Below are 16,467 nucleotides of genomic sequence, written 5' to 3' on the forward strand. Positions count from 1 at the left end.
GGTGTCCGCCACCCGGCCCGTTCACGCCCGAGGGGCGTGCTCCGTCAGGAGGTCGTGCCGTACGTCGTCAGAAGGTGCGCTGACCTGTGATCAGGTCTTGTTGGCACCGTTCTTCGGGTTGCCCTTCCAGGCCACGGCCTTGAGGTAGACGTACGCGTAGGAGTTGCACTTCCAGCGGACCAGGATGTTGTACGCCTTGCAGCTGTGCGTCTTCATCGTGCTGTAGAAGGCGTTGTCGACGTTCGACTTCTTGCTGCGGTCCAGGTAGTACTTGTAGCCCTTGTACGTGTTGCCGATCAGGCCGTAGCCGTAGTCGTGGGTGTCGCACGCGGCCCGGAAGTTGAAGCCGCCCGGGCGGCTGATGTTCGGGCCGGGGGTGCTGCATCCGTCGTAGATGATGCCCGCCACGCGGAAGCCGGTCGGCGTGTACCGGAAGTACGGCCAGTGCCAGCCGTAGTGCGCGGCCCACGCGACGCAGCCGCGGTTGAGGTACCACATCCACTCGGTGGCGCGGTTGCAGTAACGCGGGTAGGCCTGCGGGTCGTTGATCTCACCGGTGGTGAAGTCCCCGGCCGGAGGCGCGGTCGCGGTTCCGTCGCCGGCCGGGCCCTGCAGGGGCTCGGTGGAGGACGGCAGGTCGGTGCCGACGGGCGCGGCGTTCGGGACGGCGGACTCGGCCGGGAACGTCAGGTCCCACTCGCCGTTGGTCGGCGAGGCCACGTCGGTGACACGACCCGTGGAGTCGTAGGCGTACGACGAGACCGGGTCGGTGCCCTCGACCGGGTTGGTCACGTTGCGCAGCAGGCCCAAGGCGTCGTAGGAGTAGCGCGCCAGCGTCTGCGTGGTGGCACCCGACGTGAGGGTGATCTCCTTGGCGCGGCCCGTGTACTCGCCGAGCGTCGTGCCGGTGGCCGTCGTGGCGGTCGAGTACTTGACCGTCAGCGACTGCGCCGGAGCGTCGACGGTGGCGGGCTCGCTGACCGTGGCGACCCGGCCCTTGGTGTCGTAGGAGACCGTGTCGGTGGCGCCGTCGGCCAGGTTGCCCAGGCTGGTCACACGCCACTTGTCGGTGCCCGGAGCGACCTGCTTCCAGTTGTAGGTGGCCGTGAGGTTGGCGACCCCGATGGCCGCGCCGGCGTCCTCGTCGCCGGTCACGTCGGTGTCCGGGGTGCCGGTGGCCGGGGCGAGGGTCTCGACCGCGGTGGTCACCAGCGTGCCGGTCGCCTCGTTGTACGTGGTGGTCTCGGTGATCTTGTCGCCGGTGGCGGTCTCGTACTTCTTGACGCCGCCGCCGCTCGGGTAGTCGACGCTGCTCTTCAGGGCGTACGAGACGGAGACCTTCGCGTCGAGGTCGGTGACCACGACGGAGTCGGCCTTCTGCTCCAGCTTGCGGTTGAGCTGGCCCCCCAGGAACCCGGCTTCCCAGCCGGGGCCGAAGACGCCCTGGTCCGGACGGGTCGCGGGCGCCGACTCCGGCCTGGCGACTCCGTCCGCGCCTTCCGTCACCGTGTGGGTACGGCCCATGAGGCCCTCGGCCACATCGGTCTCGGACAGCTCGAAGGACTTCTCCGCGGTGGAGTACAGGCCGGGACCGACCTGCTGGATCTCCCCGTCGGCCAGCGGCGGATCGACGGTGGCGGCCGCGGCCTGCGGCTGCTGGATGACGGCTGCTCCGGCGGTCTGCTGCGGGAGCAGCAGCGCCACGGAGAGCGCGGCCATGACAGGCAGGGCTGTCTTGCGCACGAGTTCCCCCCTCGTGTCGTAGGTGTGTTGCTTGATCGCTGCGGACCGTAGACCCGGCGCGATCACGACCACAAGTGGCTTGTAACGACGGATAGTTGATTACTCATCCTTGCAGCAGTGAAGATCCCCGGCCGTCGCCCGAGGTTGAGTACGCGTACTCATGTGGTGCGTGCGGCCCGGCCCCAAGACTGGGTACATGAAGCGAACCCGAGCCCGGATCAGGGCAGTTGACCCCGTAATGCGCCGCCGTCGGCACGCTCTGGCGCTGACGGCTCTCGCCGCCCTGACCCTGGCCGCCTGTGGTTCCGAGCAGCCGGATCGCCCGGGAGGGCGGGCCGAGTCCGTCGATGCCGTCTCGGCCACGAAGGACGCGGCCTTCATCAAGATGCTGGACGAGGTGGCGCGGGAGTGCCCCCCGCCTGGCACGAAGAGGGAGACGCAGCCCACCCCGGAGGGCGAGCCGCCGACCGCTCCGGTGGAGCCGCCGCCCGGCGCCACGGTGAAGTCGCCGCCGGTCGGCGCGGTCGAGCCCGTCGCCCCCACGGCGGGCCCGGAGGCGGAACTGGACGCCCGCGACTGGTGCGCCGGCGTCCAGCACGAACAGCGCGTGGCCGAGGCGCTCCAGCAACTCAAGCAGCCCGATCCCGCCCAGGTCAGGAAGGTGCTGAACGGCCTCGGCTACATCGACGAGCGCATCCACGGCCTGAAGCGGTCCGGCGCGGTCACGAAGTTCGTCGTCGACCTCCGCGACAAGGGGGGACGCCTGTGCCTGGACGGCACGGCCAACGGCGAACTGACGGAGGTCGACGCTTGCGTCGCACCTGCGGATGGAGCGTTCGATATTGCAAATATCCACCGCCGGGCGTGAGTTCATTGTGAAGTAGGTCACACGTGGAGTCTCATTTTGGGTGACGTACCAGTAACGTCACGTTACCCATGAATGGGAGATAGTGTCCTAAATCGGTGCTGTAGCGGCGAGTTAGGGAGTGCCGGGCCATTGGGGGTGCTTGTCCGAAGGGCTTGCAATCGGAATTGCGTCAGCAATCATCCATGCTTGCGGATGGCTGGATTCCGCCCCGGCTCGACTCTGCCGCGCCTCACCGTCCGCGGCGACGGCGAGAAGGGCGTACCCCGGCTTGGAGACGATCCATCGATGCGCCTCGGCGGCCCCCAGGACCATCGCCGCCGTCGCGTAGACATCGGCCCACAGCAGTTCCGGGCCCGTCACGGTCGCCGCCAGCAGTCCGGTGGCCGGGGCCGGGGTGCGCGGGTCGACGATGTGCGCGCCACGCTCGGCCGTCCCCGAGGTGGCGACCGCGTGGTCCCGTCCGGCCACCACCGCGAGCAGCCGCCCCGGCCGCCGGGGATCGGCGATCCCGGTGCGCCAGACACCCGCCGGTCCCGGCGCGCCGCCGACCCGCACGTCCCCGCCCGCGTTCACGCACACGTCGGTGGCGCCCGCCTCCCGCAGCACCCGCCACGCCCGCTCGGCGGCCCAGCCCTTCACCAGGCCGCACGGATCCGGCCGGCCGTCCGCCCAGGCGTCGAAGGCGCCCCGGGTACGGCTGTGCGCCCGTTCGCACAGCTCCAGTACCCGGCGGACCTCCGACGGGGCGTCAGCCCGGCCCGGCTCACCACGCCGCAGCCGGCTGACGGCGCTGTCCGGCAGGAACGGGGAGTACACCCGGTCGGCCTCGTGCAGCAGCGCCACCGCATCCGCCAGTGCGGCCCGCAGCACGGGCGTCGGCCGGTGACGCAGAACGAACGAGACCACGGTGCCCATCACCGGTTCGGCGTGCCGCCATGGAAGCCCACCCGCCCCGGCCCGGTCACCCATGGGCCCGGTCCAGCGCGCCCTGCAGGGACCGGACGTAGCCCTCGCTGGTGTAAGTGGCCCCCGACACCGTGTCGATCTGCGCGCTCTGCGCGGTCAGCGTCTCGCTGGTGAGCACCGGCACCGCATAGCCGGCGATCTCCCGGTCGCGTTCGTTCTCCGAAGGGGTCCTCACCACCACGACCCCGGTCAGCCGCCCGCCGCCGACCGTGACGCGCACCTGCACCGGCCCGTACCGGGTGTCGACGGAGTCCCCGGTGTACGTGCCGGAGACCAGGCCCCCGGAGCCCGTACCGGAGGATCCGGGTCCGGTCGGAGCGGCGGAGACCGGAGGGACGGCCGGATGGTGCGGTTTCAGGGCGAGCAGCGAGCAGATCCCGGCCGCGGTCACGGCGACGGAAAGCAGCTGACGGCGCATCGCCCAGGACAGCGCCCCGTTCAACATCATCCTGGAGGCACGGCCACGACCACCCTCGCCACCTCCGACATCGAGCGCATCACCGCTCTCGACGCCACCGGCCAGGCCGAACTGGTCCGCAGGGGCCGACTGAGCGCCGAGGAACTCGTCACCGCCGCGATCACCCGCGTCGAACGCCTCAACCCCCGCCTCAACGCCGTGATCACGCCCACCTTCGACCGCGCCCTCGACCAGGTCCGCGCAGGGCTCCCCGACGGACCCTTCACCGGCGTCCCGTACCTGCTCAAGGACCTCGCCACCGAACAGGCCGGCGTGCGCTTCACCGAAGGCTCGGCCTTCCTCCGGGACAACGTCTCGCACCACGACCAGGAACTCGTCCGGCGGCTGCGCGCCGCCGGGCTCGTCCTGCTCGGCAAGACGAACACCCCCGAGTTCGGCATGGCCCCCACCTGCGAACCACTCCTGCACGGCCCCACCCGCAACCCCTGGGATCCGACCCGCACGACCGGGGGCTCCTCGGGCGGCTCGGCGGCGGCGGTCGCCGCTCGCATGGTCCCCGCCGCGCACGCCAACGACGCGGGCGGATCGATCCGCTTCCCCGCCTCCTGCTGCGGCCTGTTCGGCCTCAAGCCCACCCGCGCCCGCGTCCCGCTCGGCCCGGCCTACGGCGACGCCTTTGGCGGCTGGGCCGCCGAACACGCCGTCACCCGCACCGTTCGGGACTCGGCCGCTCTCCTGGACGCCGTCGCGGGCCCGGAACCCGGAGACCCGTACCCCGCCCCGCCGGCGCCCGGTCCCTTCCGCCTGGAGACGGAACGGGATCCGGGACGCCTGCGGATCGCCTACAGCCTCCGCACCAGCGGCGGCCACCCCGTCCACCCCGATTGCTCGGCCGCGCTGCGGGACGCCGTCCAGCTGTGCGCGGACCTCGGCCACGACCTCGTCGAACAGGGCCTGGCGGGCCTCACCGACGAGGTGGGCGAGGCCATCGGCACCGTGTTCGGCGCCGCGATGGCATGGATCGTCGGCTACTGGATCCACGAACTGGGCCGTGAGCCGGCGCCGCAGGAGCTGGAGCCGTACACCCGCGCCTCCTGGGAGCACGGCCGGCGCGTCACCGGAGGCGACTACCTGCTGGCCGTCACCACCCTGCAGTCGTTCGCCCGCACCGTCGCCGGATTCCTCACCCGGTACGACGCCTGTCTCACCCCGACCCTCGCCCAACCACCGCTTCCTCTGGGCGAGATGACCTCCACCGAGGAAGACCCCTGGCGCACCGCGCGCAACAGCGCACCCTTCATCGCCTTCCCCGCCGTCGTCGCCAACCTCACCGGCGCCCCGGCCATGTCCGTCCCTCTCCACCGGTCACCGGCAGGGCTGCCCATCGGCGTCCACTTCCTCGGCCGCTACGGCGACGAGTCCACACTGTTCCGGCTGGCCGGCCAGCTCGAACGCGCCCGCCCCTGGTCCCGGCAGACGCCGGACATCCACTGACCCTGCCTGCGGTCACCCTCCGTCGCCGGCGCCGCCCCACAACGCACCGCCCTGGACCTGGGCCGTAAGGGCGTTCCCGACCGGAACGCCCGCGGCACCTCCGCGTACATCGATCCGGTATCGCGGAGGCACGGTCACCTCGTGGCCCGGTGTCACCCGGAGGAGGAAATAAGGTTCACTGTATAGTTCGCCTCGAACGTGCGCTCATCGTCTTCATATTGGGCCCTATACGACCACGGGAAATCAAAGAATCCTTCGAGGTCGATAAAGAATATCTTCTTTCGGCCGGCGAAGTAGTAGGTTTCGTTGGACCCGCCGATGGTCACCATGTGCTGCTGAAGGCTGCTGTAAATCATGAGCATCTGGTTGAGTCCACCGACCTCCTCTGCATCGAAGTGCGAAATGGTGAGGCGCTGCGTGGAATTATATGTGAGGCTCTTTCCGGGCTTGATGGACAGCACCCCACTCTCATGTATCGGCTTTCCTGCCTCTGTGTAGTAGAGGAACCCGGATTGGAATATCTGCTCTTCGTCCTTGACGCGAACCGACTGAGCGGATATGCCCCCGTACGGGGACACCGAACGTGTTCCCGTGTTGGTGATGCTTGCCAGCGTGACATCGATGGTCTTCTCGGCCATGACGTTTTCTCCCCGTGCTTTCCGGATCGGTTGGCCTCGAAACCCGCTCCTCGTCACCAGGCGTGGCGCACCCCCGATGCGCCCGTACGCAGGGCAGCGGCGGCAGTCGGATGTGAGCGGGCATCGACGCCCGTGGGGCGAACTGGTTCGCGATCCGAAGGGGGCCCTGTGTTCGCCGTACTCCCATGCAAGCCCCGGATCCGAGCCCTCGCAACTCGTGAAAGCAACCTGTAGGCGGCACTGCAGTGTTCTTCCGCACTGCTGGTGGACCAGCGCGTCCTGACGGTCCGTCACTTCTCGGTGGTGCTCGACCTGATGCGTCTGTCGTTCATGGCGCTCAGGGGTGCGTTCATCCTGCTGGCGATCTGCTTGCGGGAGGCGCGCGGCCTCCACGGACACCTCTCGAACGGACCCGTCTAGGATGACGACCGCGCGTCGACGGCGCATGCGTCCGGGTAGTTGTGCTACGGGGGAGATCTTCGGTGTTCGGAATCATCAGGCCGTGCCGTCATCGGCTGGGCGAGGGCTTGCGTACCGAGTGGATGGCGCACCTGTGTGGGCTGTGCCTGGCGCTGCGCGGCGAGTACGGACAGGCCGCGAGGGTGGCCACCAACTACGACGGCCTGATCGTCTCGGTACTGACCGAAGCGCAGTCGGAGCGAACCGGCGACTGGCGGCGAGGGGCCGGTCCCTGCCCGTTGCGCGGGATGCGGTCGGCGGACGTGGCGCAGGGCGAGGGCGCGCGGCTGGCGGCGACGGTGTCGCTGGTGCTCGCCGCTGCGAAGATACGCGACCATGTGGCCGACCGGGACGGCCTGTTGGGACGCCGCCCGGTGGCGCTGGCGGCACGCCGGATCGCCGACGGCTGGGACCGTGCGGGTGCCGCAGGCGGCGAACGGCTCGGCTTCGACACCTCGGTGCTGCTCACGGCGGTCGAGCGCCAGCCGCAGATCGAGCGCTCGACAGGCCGGGGCGACTCGCTGCTGACGGTCACGGAGCCCACGGAAGCGGCAACCGCCGCGGCCTTCGCGTACACCGCCGTACTCACGGACCGCCCGGAGAACGCGGCACCGCTGGCGGAAGCCGGTCGTCTGTTCGGCCGACTGGCGCATCTGCTGGACGCGGTGGAGGACCTGGACGCGGATGAGGCGTCGGGCGCGTGGAACCCGATCGCCGTGACCGGTGCGGACCGCGCCGAGGTGCGCAGGCTCTGCGACGACGCCGTCCACGGAATCCGGCTTTCCCTGTCCGACGCCGTGTTCGTCGACGGGCGGCTGGTACGGGCGCTTCTGGGCGGCGAGTTGGAGCGCGCTGTCGACCGGGTCTTCGACCCCCGGCATCGCCACCATCGTCACAGCCGCCGGTCACGGGACGTGCGAACGCTTCCGTGGCCGGGTCGCCGTACGGCGACGGCGGAGCCCCCGGAGACCGCCTCGGGCACGGCTTGCGGCGTCGGCGTGCTCGCGGGTGCGGCCCTGGAGGGTGCGCCGACGGCATCGGGCCGGCCGCCGGAGGGGGAGTGCCGACGGTGTCGCGAGCGGCAGCGTCGGCTGTGTGGCGATTGCAGGCTGTGCTACAACTGCTGCCGCTGCGACGACGACGCGGACTCGGGTGACGGAGAGCCCTGGCAGTTCGGCGACGGCAACCGCGACGGCGGTTCGAGCCGGGATTCTTCCGGCAGGGGCGGTTCCGGCAGGGACGGTTCCCAGGGTGACGGCTGGTTCAGCGGGCATGGCGGCGGTCACTCGGGAGGCTCCTTCGGCGGTTCGGGCGGAGGCCACGGATCCGGTGGCTCCGGCGGGGGCTCGGGTGACGGCTGTGGCACGGGTTGCTGCAACCCGTGCAAGTGCTGCTGCGACTGCTGCGACTGAGCGACGGATGAACCGTGCGGGGCCCCGCGGGGACCGGGCGCGTCGGCAACGGCGCGTCCGGATGGTTGCGCACATGCCGTAGGCGTCTGACCGGAGGGCTCGTCCCCTTCGGCGGATGATCAGGCACGGCAACGGGTGGCTCCCGGACCGGCGTGCTCGAAGGGAGCAGGACGGGGCGTCCCTCGCCCGGCCCTGCCGTGGCCTGTACGGCGCACCGAGCTCTTCCTCTCGGGTGATTCCAGTGGCGCGCGGCCCGCGATCACGGGTGTCTGGACGACGGAAGCGCACGCGGAAAGCGGGAGAGCATGAAGCGGAGACTCAAGCGCCTCGCGACGCCCTGGGCCGCCGGGGCGGCGGGAGTGGTGTTCGCGGTCCTGACGGCCACGGCGATCGTCCTGGTACGAACCGCCCTGCCGAGCGGCGCCGACGGGACCGGAGCGACCTTGGAGCCGGGGCAGCGGAGCGCTGTGCGGACGGCGCTGGAGCTGATCCCGTTCGCCGGGATCGCCTTCCTGTGGTTCATGGGTGCCCTGCGCGAGCAGGGAGGCGAACGCGAGGAGAGGTTCGTCTCCACGGTGTTCCTCGGCAGCGGTCTGATCTTCGTCGCCACGCTGTTCGGCGCCGCCGCGGCGGCCTGGAGCGTGCTCGACGCGGGCGGACAGGGCGCTTCCTTCGGCCGCGACGTCGCGTACGCCCTGCTGACCACCTACGCCATGCGGATGGCGGCGGTGTTCGTCCTCACGACCTCGACCATCGGCCGCCGGCTCGGCGTCCTCCCGCGCCCACTCGTCGCCATCGGCCATCTGGCCGGCCTGACGCTCCTCGTGGTGGGGGCGAGCGTGCCCTGGTCGGAGCTGATCTTCCCCGCCTGGGTGGTGGTTCTCAGCCTGAACATTCTGTGGGGCCGTCATTCCGCCCCGCCACGGCCCGTCGCCTCGACCTGATCGGGCCTCATCCCTCACTCGATCGGTCCGCTCCCCATGGCTGTGGCCCTCCCTGCCGACGAAAGTGGGCGCAGGGGGCCGCCCAGGCCATTGGAGAGGACCGAGCACGTGGTGAGCATCGCCGTCGATCTGAACCGCTGCCAGGGGTACGCGCAGTGCGCGTTCCTCGCTCCCGAGATCTTCACCATGCACGGCGACGAGGCGCTCCTGTACAACCCGGATGCCGACGACGCGCTGCGCGAGAAGCTCGCTCAGGCCGCCGCGGCCTGCCCCGTGCAGGCCATCCTCGTCGATGCCGTGGACGAGCCGACGGAGGTCGTGTCCGATGCTCGGTGACGGAGCCTTGGAACAGCTCAAACGCGAGGGCCGCATCGTCGTCGTCGGCGCCTCGCTGGCAGGCCTGAGGGCCGCCGAGACCCTGCGCGCCAAGGGCTTCGTGGGATCCCTGACCATGATCGGCGACGAGCCCTGCGAACCGTACGACCGGCCCCCGCTGTCCAAGGGGGTGCTGCTGGGCAGGGCGCGCGCCGACCGCACCGCGCTGCCCCGGCTCCGGTCCGTCGACGCCACCTGGCGGCTCGGCGTTCCCGCCACCGGCCTGGACATGGCCGCGAGGAGGGTGCGGCTGGCCGACGGCGACGAGGTGCCGTACGACCGGCTGCTGATCGCCACCGGGGTCCGTGCGCGACCGTGGCCGCGCGAGGAGGAGGCGGAACTCGACGGCGTCTTCGTGCTGCGGACCCGCGAAGAGGGCTCCGCGCTCGCGCGCCGGCTCGACGAGGGACCCAAGCGGGTCCTCGTCATCGGGGGAGGGTTCGCCGGCTCGGAGGTCGCCTCCGCCTGCCGGGAACGCGGCCTCCCCGTCACCGTCGCCGAACGAGGCGCCGCGCCCCTGGTCGGCGCACTCGGCGGGGTGGTCGCCGCGGTGGCCGCAGACCTCCAGCGCGAGCACGGCGTGGACCTGCGGTGCGGCGTCATGGTGACCGCTCTGGAGGGCGACGCCTCGGGACGGGTGCGCGCCGCGCATCTGTCCGACGGCTCCACCGTGGAGACCGACGTGGTGGTCGTCTCGCTCGGCGCCCTCCGCAACACCGAATGGCTGTCCGGTTCCGGGCTCGGGGCCGGGCCCCGCGGCATCGCCTGCGACGCCGGCTGCCGTGCCTTCGACATCCGCGGGATCGTCACCGACGACATCTACGCGGCGGGCGACGTCGCCCGCTGCCCCCATCCCCTGTTCGGATACCAGTTCCTGTCGCTGGAGCACTGGGGCAATGCCGTCGCCCAGGCCGGGATCGCGGCGCACAACATGCTCAGCGAGAGCATCGACCGACTGCCGCACATGGACGTGCCGGCCTTCTGGTCCTCCCAGTTCGGCGTCAACATCAAGTCGGTCGGAGTGCCGTCGATGGCGACGGAGATCCTGATCTCGCAGGGCTCACTGGACAGCCGCCGCTTCGTCGGCGTCTACGGATACCAGGGGCGTGTCATCGGCGCCGTCTCCTTCGACCACGGCCGGTGGCTGCCGTTCTACCAGGAACTCATCGAGAAGACCGCGCCGTTCCCCCCGCAGTTCGCGACGGTCGACCGGCACCCGGACGGACTGCGCCCGGTGGACGCGGACTTCCCCGACCCGTCGGTCCCCAGCCACGGTCCCACCGTGACCCTCAGCGGATACTCACCGGCCGACCGCCGGATCACGTTCACCCCCGCGCACTGACCCGCACGGCCACAAGGACCTGCCATGACGCAAACCCTGCTGCACCAGATCCTGGACTACGCCAACCGGGCCGACCCGTACCCGATCTACGAAGAGCTGCGGAGGACACCGGTCCACCACGATACCGACGGGCCGTACGTGATCAGCACCTACTACGAGATCCGCAGCCTTCTGCACGATCCCCGGCTCAGTTCCGACGCCCGCAACCTGGCGTCCGGCGGCGCCGACCCGCTGGCCGAGTCGGCCTCCGAGGAGAGCGCCCTGCCGCCGAGCTTCCTCCGGCTCGACCCGCCGGAGCACGACCGGCTGCGGCGCATGACGAACCGGCACTTCGGCCCGCCGCACTCCCCCCACCGGGTCGACGCCATGCGCCCGGAGCTGCACGACATCGTCGGCGGCCTCATCGACGGCCTCGGCGACCCGGGCCGGATCGACCTGGTGGAGGAGTTCTCCTACCCGTTCCCGGTGACGGTGATCTGCAGACTGCTCGGCATTCCGCGCGAGGACGAGGCACGCTTCCACACCTGGGCGGACACCCTCGCCGCCAGCCTGGACCCCGACCCGGACGCCGATCCCGCCGAGCGGGGCAAGGGCACGGTCGAGGCCCGGATGCAGTTGGGCATGTACCTCGCCGGTCTGATCGAGGAGCGCCGCAAGAACCCCGGGGACGACATGCTGTCCCAGCTGGCGACGGCCGAGGGCCAGGACGGTCCGATGACCACGATGGAACTGCTCAGCACCGCGGCCCTGCTCCTGATCGCAGGGCATGAGACCACGGTCAACCTCATCACCAACGGAATGCTGACCCTGCTGCGCAATCCCGACGTCCTCCAGCGCCTGCGGGCCGAGCCGCGCCTCGCCGTGCCCATCGTCGAGGAACTCCTGCGCTTCGAGCCGCCGGTGCAGCTGCTGCCGGGGCGCACCGCTCTCGCCGACATCGAGGTCCGCGGCGTCACGATCCCCAAGGGTTCCACCCTCTGGCTGGTCCTGGCGTCCGGCAACCGCGACCCCCAGCGCTTCGAGAACCCCGACCGCTTCGACCCGGACCGCCCGGACGTCCAGCACCTCGGCCTGGGCAGCGGCATCCACAGCTGCTTCGGCGCACCGCTCGCCCGACTGGAGGCCCAACTCGCCCTGTCGGAGCTGGCCCGGAGACTGGAGAAACCACGCCTGCTGGAGGACCCGCCCCCGTACCGCCAGAACGCCGTACTGCGCGGGCCGCGCCATCTGCGGATCGCGTGCGACGGCATCCGGCCCTAGTACACCCCGCGTGCCCGCACCATCCACCCCAGGCCCCCCGGGGGCCGGCCCGCGCAGCCGAAGGGCGCCGCTCGACCTCGATGCGGCGCCTCCTCAGGCCGGGTAGGTGATCGAGCCCAGCGGCGGGCAGGGGACGAGCGTGGTGCCGGCGCCGGGGCGTTCGACGAAAGCCCGGGATTCGGCGGCCCGCAGGCGCCGAGAGTCCAGCTCGTCGGCGTGCCAGGCGTCACGCTGGGCATGGGGGTAGTCCCACGTGTCGTCGATGAGACTGAGGCTGGTGTTGCCGGAGCTACGCTGGAACTCCGCCTTGATGACGGCCTGTTGGAGTGCGGTCTGTGTCGCGGCGAGATCGATGCGGGTGATCAGTATGCCGGGGGTGTTCGGTTCGCGGGTCGGCATGGGGGCCTGAGGGAGCAGCGACACCCCCGTGTCGAGGCGGCCGATGTTGTCGACGCTCACTTGCTGGGCCTCCCTCGACATGATCTGCATCTCCTGGTGGAGCCAGAGGAATTCGTCGAGGTCGGCCGCGGTGATGCGCATCCGCTGGTACAGGGCTCGGAAGCGGGGATCGCCGTGCAGCGGACGTATGGGGGCGGCGTGGAGCGTCACGCAGTCGTTGTAGCCGGCCGTCACCGCGGCGTCGAGGTGGAAGACGGCCTGGTCCCTCTGTCCGTGTACGCAGGCCATGACGCCGAGGCTCACCTGGCCGGCGGCGACGAGCCACGTGCCGTCGGGGCCGAGCGCCGTGGCGCGCGCGATGAGGTCGTGGAAGCCCGCGGTGCCCACCCCGGTGGGGCCATGGGTCAGGAGCGCCACCAGCTGTTCGTGAAAACGGACGGCCAGTGAGTTGACGGTGTCGACCATGGATCTCCTCGGACCTCGGTGGTGAAGAGCGGAGGGGCGCCGGGTCGCCGGCAACCCCCGTGAACATGACGGGGGGACGGGGTGAGCGGTTCCTGTGAGTGCCGGGCTCAGTAGGCAGTGCTTCGGCCGACGCGTTCGGCGGCCAGGCAGGTCCGGACGATCGTGACGCGGATCGTCGGGCCGCCGATGCCGCATTTGATGGCGTAGAAGAGGACGATGTTGGTCGAGGTGACGGCCAGTGCGTACACGTAGACGTCGTGGAGGAGTCCCAGGTAGAGCGCGGTGCCGATGGTCAGTACGGCCGTGGCGTAGAAGAGCGAGGTCGGCACCCACTGGGTGAACGAGGACAGGCCGGTGATCTTGGTGTCGTCGCCGGGGACCGTGCTGAGGCCGAGCTGTCGTGAACGGACGATGACCGCGCGGACGTAGGCGAGGGTCAGCACGTTCGCGAGCAGGGTCAGGACCTGCCCGATCGCGGAGTTGATCGGCCACCAGCGGGGCTCGACCAGGGTGATCGCCAGCACGAGCAGACACGGCACGACGGCCATGATCCGCATGATCACCTCGGTCGCCAGGGCCAGCCGGGTCATCGAGCCGGCCCGCCAGCCGATGACGAGGGGCGTCAGGCCGGAGAACAGCATCTGGTAGTACTTCGGCGCGGCGATCGCGTAGGAGAGCCCGACGATCCGGGCCGGGAGGTTGGCCCGCAGGTCCGGCACCTCGTAGCCCTCGCGCCGCCACGTGTCGATGATCGGGAGGCCCTCGGGGGTGTGACTGGCGTGCTGCACCAGCTCCACGAGCTTGTTCCCCCAGTCCAGGTCCAGGTCTCGCAGGAACCAGGTGACGACGACGGTGTTCGTCACCGCCCAGATCAGCGCCGAGAGGAGGGACCAGGCGAGGAGCCAGTCCGTGAACTGCCCGCGGTCGGACTCCGGACGCTCGTCGAGCTGTCTCCGCATCCGCCACAGCCGCCACTCGCGGCCCGGGTCGCCGGCCAGCGGCCGCATCAGCTCGCGCAGGGCCCGCCACCCGGTCTCGACCCGCAGGTCGGACTCGCCCTGCTCGGCGGCCTGCACCATGTCGAGCTCCGCCAGGAAGCCGTCCTTCAGTCGCGCGTACGAGAGCTCGGGCCCGGATCCGGCGGAGAAGATGAGCAGCCGCCGGCCCGGGTCGGCGTCGACCAGGTCCTCGACGAACCGCGCGAGCAGCGCGGCGCGCATGTAGAAGATGTCGGGTACGACGCCGTCGGCGCTCGCCCGTCCGGTGCCGAAGAGGATCAGCAGCTGCCCGAGCGAGTAGAGGTCGGCCCGGGCTATCTCGGTCTCGCCGGCCTTCACCTCCGGAGCGGTGTAGGCGGCTTCGGCCCCTGCCGTCCCGGTGACGGTGTGGGTGTACAGGTAGTTCCGGCCGAGGTCGATGAGCTTGAAGGCGTCGTCGGCCGCGGACACGATGATGTTGGAGGGTGCGAGGTCCGCGTGCACGCTCTTGAGCCGGCCGTGGACCGGGTCGTCGCGCGCGACGCGCTGGAGGTCCTCCAGGGCCTCGAAGAGCAGCAGCGCCTTCTCCCGGAGCCGGTCCAGGCGAAGGGAGGAGGCCTGGCCCGCGCCGGCCGCCTCCGGCCCCCACTCCTCGCGGACGAGCTCGGCGAGCGTCCTGCCCTCGATGAAGTCCATGAGGATCCAGCTGTCCCAGCTGGCCCAGACCCGCACCAGGTGCCGTGACCCGGTGCTCGACGTGCCGTACGTCTCCGCGTAGCTGCGGGTGGCCTGCGCGAGGGTCCCGATCCGGGTGAACGGGTACAGGATCAGTTTGAGGGCGAACTCCGGGCGGGTCCCGTGCACGGCGTCCGCCGTGGCACCGCGAAGGATCATCGAGGTGCTGCCGTGCCGATGGAACCCCAGCTTGCGCTGCATGGCGTCCCACTCGCGCCGGGCGGGTTCCGCGGTCTCGGCCGCCCCGCGCCCGGCGGGCCGCCGCTGCGGACTGTAGACGTCGGCGATGACCTCCGCGACCGCGACCTCGGCCACGAGCACACCGCAGACGCCGTCGCAGTCATGGGTCAGCGCCCGGCCGCTCCGGCCGGTGACGGCCCCCGGTTGTGGGAGCGAGCGCTGCGCCTCGGACTCGGCGAGGCCGAGCAGGGTCAGCAGGAACAGGCTGACGAACCCGAACAGCTCGTCCGGGCCCGCCGGGCGTCCGCCGTTCGGGTCTCGGTATCCGAGGCACCAGGCTTCGAGGTGCGCGATCGTGGCCCGCCTGCCCGTGAGCCCGAAGCGGTCCTCGAACGACCGCTCGTCGAGAGGGATGTCCTGCAACAGGCGTCGCCACAGTTCGAGCCGGCGGGTCCGCTGCCGGGCGGCTTCCGGCCGGCCGTCGGTGGGCAGCTCGAGCAGGTCCTGTAACCGTGCCAGGTGCCCTTCGTCATATCCCGTCAGATCGGACAGTGCTGCGAGCAGCAGATCCAGCGTCGCGCCCCGGTGCTCCATTCGCGCTGTCAACCACCCTCAGTCTCGGCATGGCACGTATTCCGCCCTGACGCATCAGCTCGGTCGGTCTTCCCTCGGTGGCGCAGAACGCGATTCCGTAGGCCATCCGCGCGTGGTGGAGGAGCCGGCCCTGGTTCAGCTCGTGCCGCTTGAGCTCGGGCATCCACGGAAGCGGCGCCAGATCGAGGACGTACGGCCCGCCGGCCGCGGGAGCCGTTCTCATCCGGCGGAGCCAGTCCTGGTCGCGGTGCTTCTGACGGATCGCCGCGAGATAGCCGGCGCCGAGGCCGCGGCGCATCCGCTCCAGGTGCAGGAAGGTGTAGCGGTGCATCAGGTTGAGCCCGGCGCCGGCCGGTCCCATCGGCCGGGTACTGAGCGACAGGACGTGCGTACAGCCGTCCCCGACGGCGAGCCGGAAGGGCAGGGCGGTGAGGACGCCGCCGTCGACGGCGCGTCTGCCGTCGGGCGTGGCGAAGGTGCCGGGGACGGCGATGGGGAGCCAGGCGGAGGCGCGTAACGCGGCCTTGAGGTCGTGCCGGGAGGCGAACTCCCGCAGCACCACGGTCCGCAGGGCGTCGACGTCGGTGATCGGGACGGCCAGGGCGATCGGCGAGCGGAGGACGGCCTCGTAGTCCAGGGGCTTGACCCGCTCCATGATGTGGTCGAAGGAGTAGGCCAGGTTCAGGATCGGTTGCCCGCGCAGGGCCCGGGAGAAGTCGACGAACTGCCTGTTCGTCAGGTCGTCGTAGTAGATCGACAGCGGGTACCAGGTCTCGCCCGCGAGGAAGTAGGCACCGTTGATCCCTCCGGCGGAGCACCCGTAGACCACGTCGAAGGCGTTCTTGAAGCCGTAGTCCTCCAGCTGGGACAGCATCGCCGCGGAGATCACCCCGCGCATGCCGCCGCCCTCGACGGCGAGGGCGACGGTCGCACCGTCCGTGCGCTGCCCCGGTAAGCTCCCGGACTCCCGGCGGGCGCGCAGGATCTCCAGGACGGGATGCGCCGGATCCCAGTACGCGTGCGTGCTCTTGACTGCGCCGATCTGCATGGTCCCCCCGTGCGATCAGGTCCCTGATCTTCCGTCACCACACCGCACAGCCCTGTTCCCTTGCGTGCTCGCGCCAAACGCCCGGAGCGCAGGGTGTCCAGAACATCCCCCGGGTTTTCGCGGATCTTGGCGCGATCTCTTTACGACCAG

The 16,467-nt window shown here is 70.7% G+C and carries 15 protein-coding genes; 8 read left to right on the forward strand and 7 right to left on the reverse strand.

Annotation, left to right across the window (positions count from 1 at the left end; genetic code table 11):
* Positions 1 to 90 precede the first annotated feature (90 nt).
* Positions 91 to 1,743, reverse strand: a complete 1,653-nt coding sequence (locus GGE06_RS08435) for a phospholipase A2 (RefSeq protein ID WP_312883060.1) — start codon at positions 1,741 to 1,743, stop codon at positions 91 to 93.
* Positions 1,744 to 1,939: 196 nt separating this feature from the next.
* Here GGE06_RS08435 and GGE06_RS42295 point away from each other — a divergent pair, with 196 nt between their 5' ends.
* Complete coding sequence (locus GGE06_RS42295) at positions 1,940 to 2,611, forward strand: hypothetical protein (protein ID WP_246532380.1); 672 nt, start codon at positions 1,940 to 1,942, stop codon at positions 2,609 to 2,611.
* Positions 2,612 to 2,722: 111 nt separating this feature from the next.
* On the opposite strand, the gene GGE06_RS08445 is transcribed toward GGE06_RS42295, so the two are convergent.
* Together GGE06_RS08445 and GGE06_RS08450 are read right to left on the reverse strand one after the other, a co-directional pair.
* The gene (locus tag GGE06_RS08445) at positions 2,723 to 3,580 is read right to left on the reverse strand and encodes an FAD:protein FMN transferase (RefSeq protein ID WP_184930421.1); all 858 of its coding nucleotides are present in this window, start codon (positions 3,578 to 3,580) and stop codon (positions 2,723 to 2,725) included.
* Positions 3,573 to 3,968 (reverse strand): FMN-binding protein, encoded by a 396-nt coding sequence (locus GGE06_RS08450; RefSeq protein ID WP_312883061.1) that lies wholly within the window; start codon positions 3,966 to 3,968, stop codon positions 3,573 to 3,575. Before GGE06_RS08450 ends, GGE06_RS08445 begins: the two co-directional genes overlap by 8 nt.
* Between GGE06_RS08450 and GGE06_RS08455 the strand changes: the two genes are divergently transcribed.
* Entirely contained in the window at positions 3,921 to 5,489 is a 1,569-nt protein-coding gene (locus tag GGE06_RS08455) for an amidase (RefSeq protein ID WP_184930422.1), read from the forward strand. The genes GGE06_RS08450 and GGE06_RS08455 overlap by 48 nt on opposite strands.
* 152 nt (positions 5,490 to 5,641) lie before the next feature.
* On the opposite strand, the gene GGE06_RS08460 is transcribed toward GGE06_RS08455, so the two are convergent.
* Positions 5,642 to 6,127 (reverse strand): hypothetical protein, encoded by a 486-nt coding sequence (locus GGE06_RS08460; RefSeq protein WP_184930423.1) that lies wholly within the window; start codon positions 6,125 to 6,127, stop codon positions 5,642 to 5,644.
* 264 nt (positions 6,128 to 6,391) lie between these two features.
* On the opposite strand from GGE06_RS08460, the gene GGE06_RS08465 reads away from it, so the two are divergent.
* The 6 genes from GGE06_RS08465 to GGE06_RS08490 all read left to right on the forward strand — a co-directional run bounded on the left by GGE06_RS08465 (position 6,392) and on the right by GGE06_RS08490 (position 11,919).
* Entirely contained in the window at positions 6,392 to 6,547 is a 156-nt protein-coding gene (locus tag GGE06_RS08465) for a hypothetical protein (protein ID WP_181924404.1), read from the forward strand.
* Positions 6,548 to 6,609: 62 nt separating this feature from the next.
* A complete protein-coding gene (locus GGE06_RS08470; protein WP_184930424.1) occupies positions 6,610 to 7,998 on the forward strand; it encodes a DUF5685 family protein in 1,389 nt (462 codons plus the stop codon).
* A 305-nt stretch (positions 7,999 to 8,303) separates the two neighbouring features.
* The gene (locus GGE06_RS08475) at positions 8,304 to 8,942 is read left to right on the forward strand and encodes a hypothetical protein (protein ID WP_116157115.1); all 639 of its coding nucleotides are present in this window, start codon (positions 8,304 to 8,306) and stop codon (positions 8,940 to 8,942) included.
* Between the two features lie 111 nt (positions 8,943 to 9,053).
* A complete protein-coding gene (locus tag GGE06_RS08480) occupies positions 9,054 to 9,278 on the forward strand; it encodes a ferredoxin (protein ID WP_116165136.1) in 225 nt (74 codons plus the stop codon).
* Positions 9,268 to 10,659: an NAD(P)/FAD-dependent oxidoreductase gene (locus GGE06_RS08485; RefSeq protein ID WP_184930425.1), complete on the forward strand. Its 1,392-nt coding sequence runs from the start codon at positions 9,268 to 9,270 to the stop codon at positions 10,657 to 10,659. The genes GGE06_RS08480 and GGE06_RS08485 overlap by 11 nt, the downstream gene beginning before the upstream one ends.
* 24 nt (positions 10,660 to 10,683) lie before the next feature.
* Positions 10,684 to 11,919, forward strand: coding sequence for a cytochrome P450 (locus GGE06_RS08490; protein WP_184930426.1), 1,236 nt, complete (start codon positions 10,684 to 10,686; stop codon positions 11,917 to 11,919).
* A 93-nt stretch (positions 11,920 to 12,012) separates the two neighbouring features.
* On the opposite strand, the gene GGE06_RS08495 is transcribed toward GGE06_RS08490, so the two are convergent.
* The 3 genes from GGE06_RS08495 to GGE06_RS08505 all read right to left on the reverse strand — a co-directional run bounded on the left by GGE06_RS08495 (position 12,013) and on the right by GGE06_RS08505 (position 16,317).
* On the reverse strand, positions 12,013 to 12,783 hold the full coding sequence (locus GGE06_RS08495) for a hypothetical protein (RefSeq protein WP_184930427.1): 771 nt from the start codon (positions 12,781 to 12,783) through the stop codon (positions 12,013 to 12,015).
* 107 nt (positions 12,784 to 12,890) lie between these two features.
* A complete protein-coding gene (locus tag GGE06_RS08500; protein ID WP_184930428.1) occupies positions 12,891 to 15,281 on the reverse strand; it encodes a protein kinase family protein in 2,391 nt (796 codons plus the stop codon).
* Entirely contained in the window at positions 15,205 to 16,317 is a 1,113-nt protein-coding gene (locus GGE06_RS08505) for a patatin-like phospholipase family protein (RefSeq protein WP_184930429.1), read from the reverse strand. Before GGE06_RS08505 ends, GGE06_RS08500 begins: the two co-directional genes overlap by 77 nt.
* Between the last annotated feature and the right edge of the window lie 150 nt (positions 16,318 to 16,467).

Source organism: Streptomyces nymphaeiformis, assembly GCF_014203895.1.
Classification (GTDB): Bacteria; Actinomycetota; Actinomycetes; order Streptomycetales; family Streptomycetaceae; genus Streptomyces; species Streptomyces nymphaeiformis.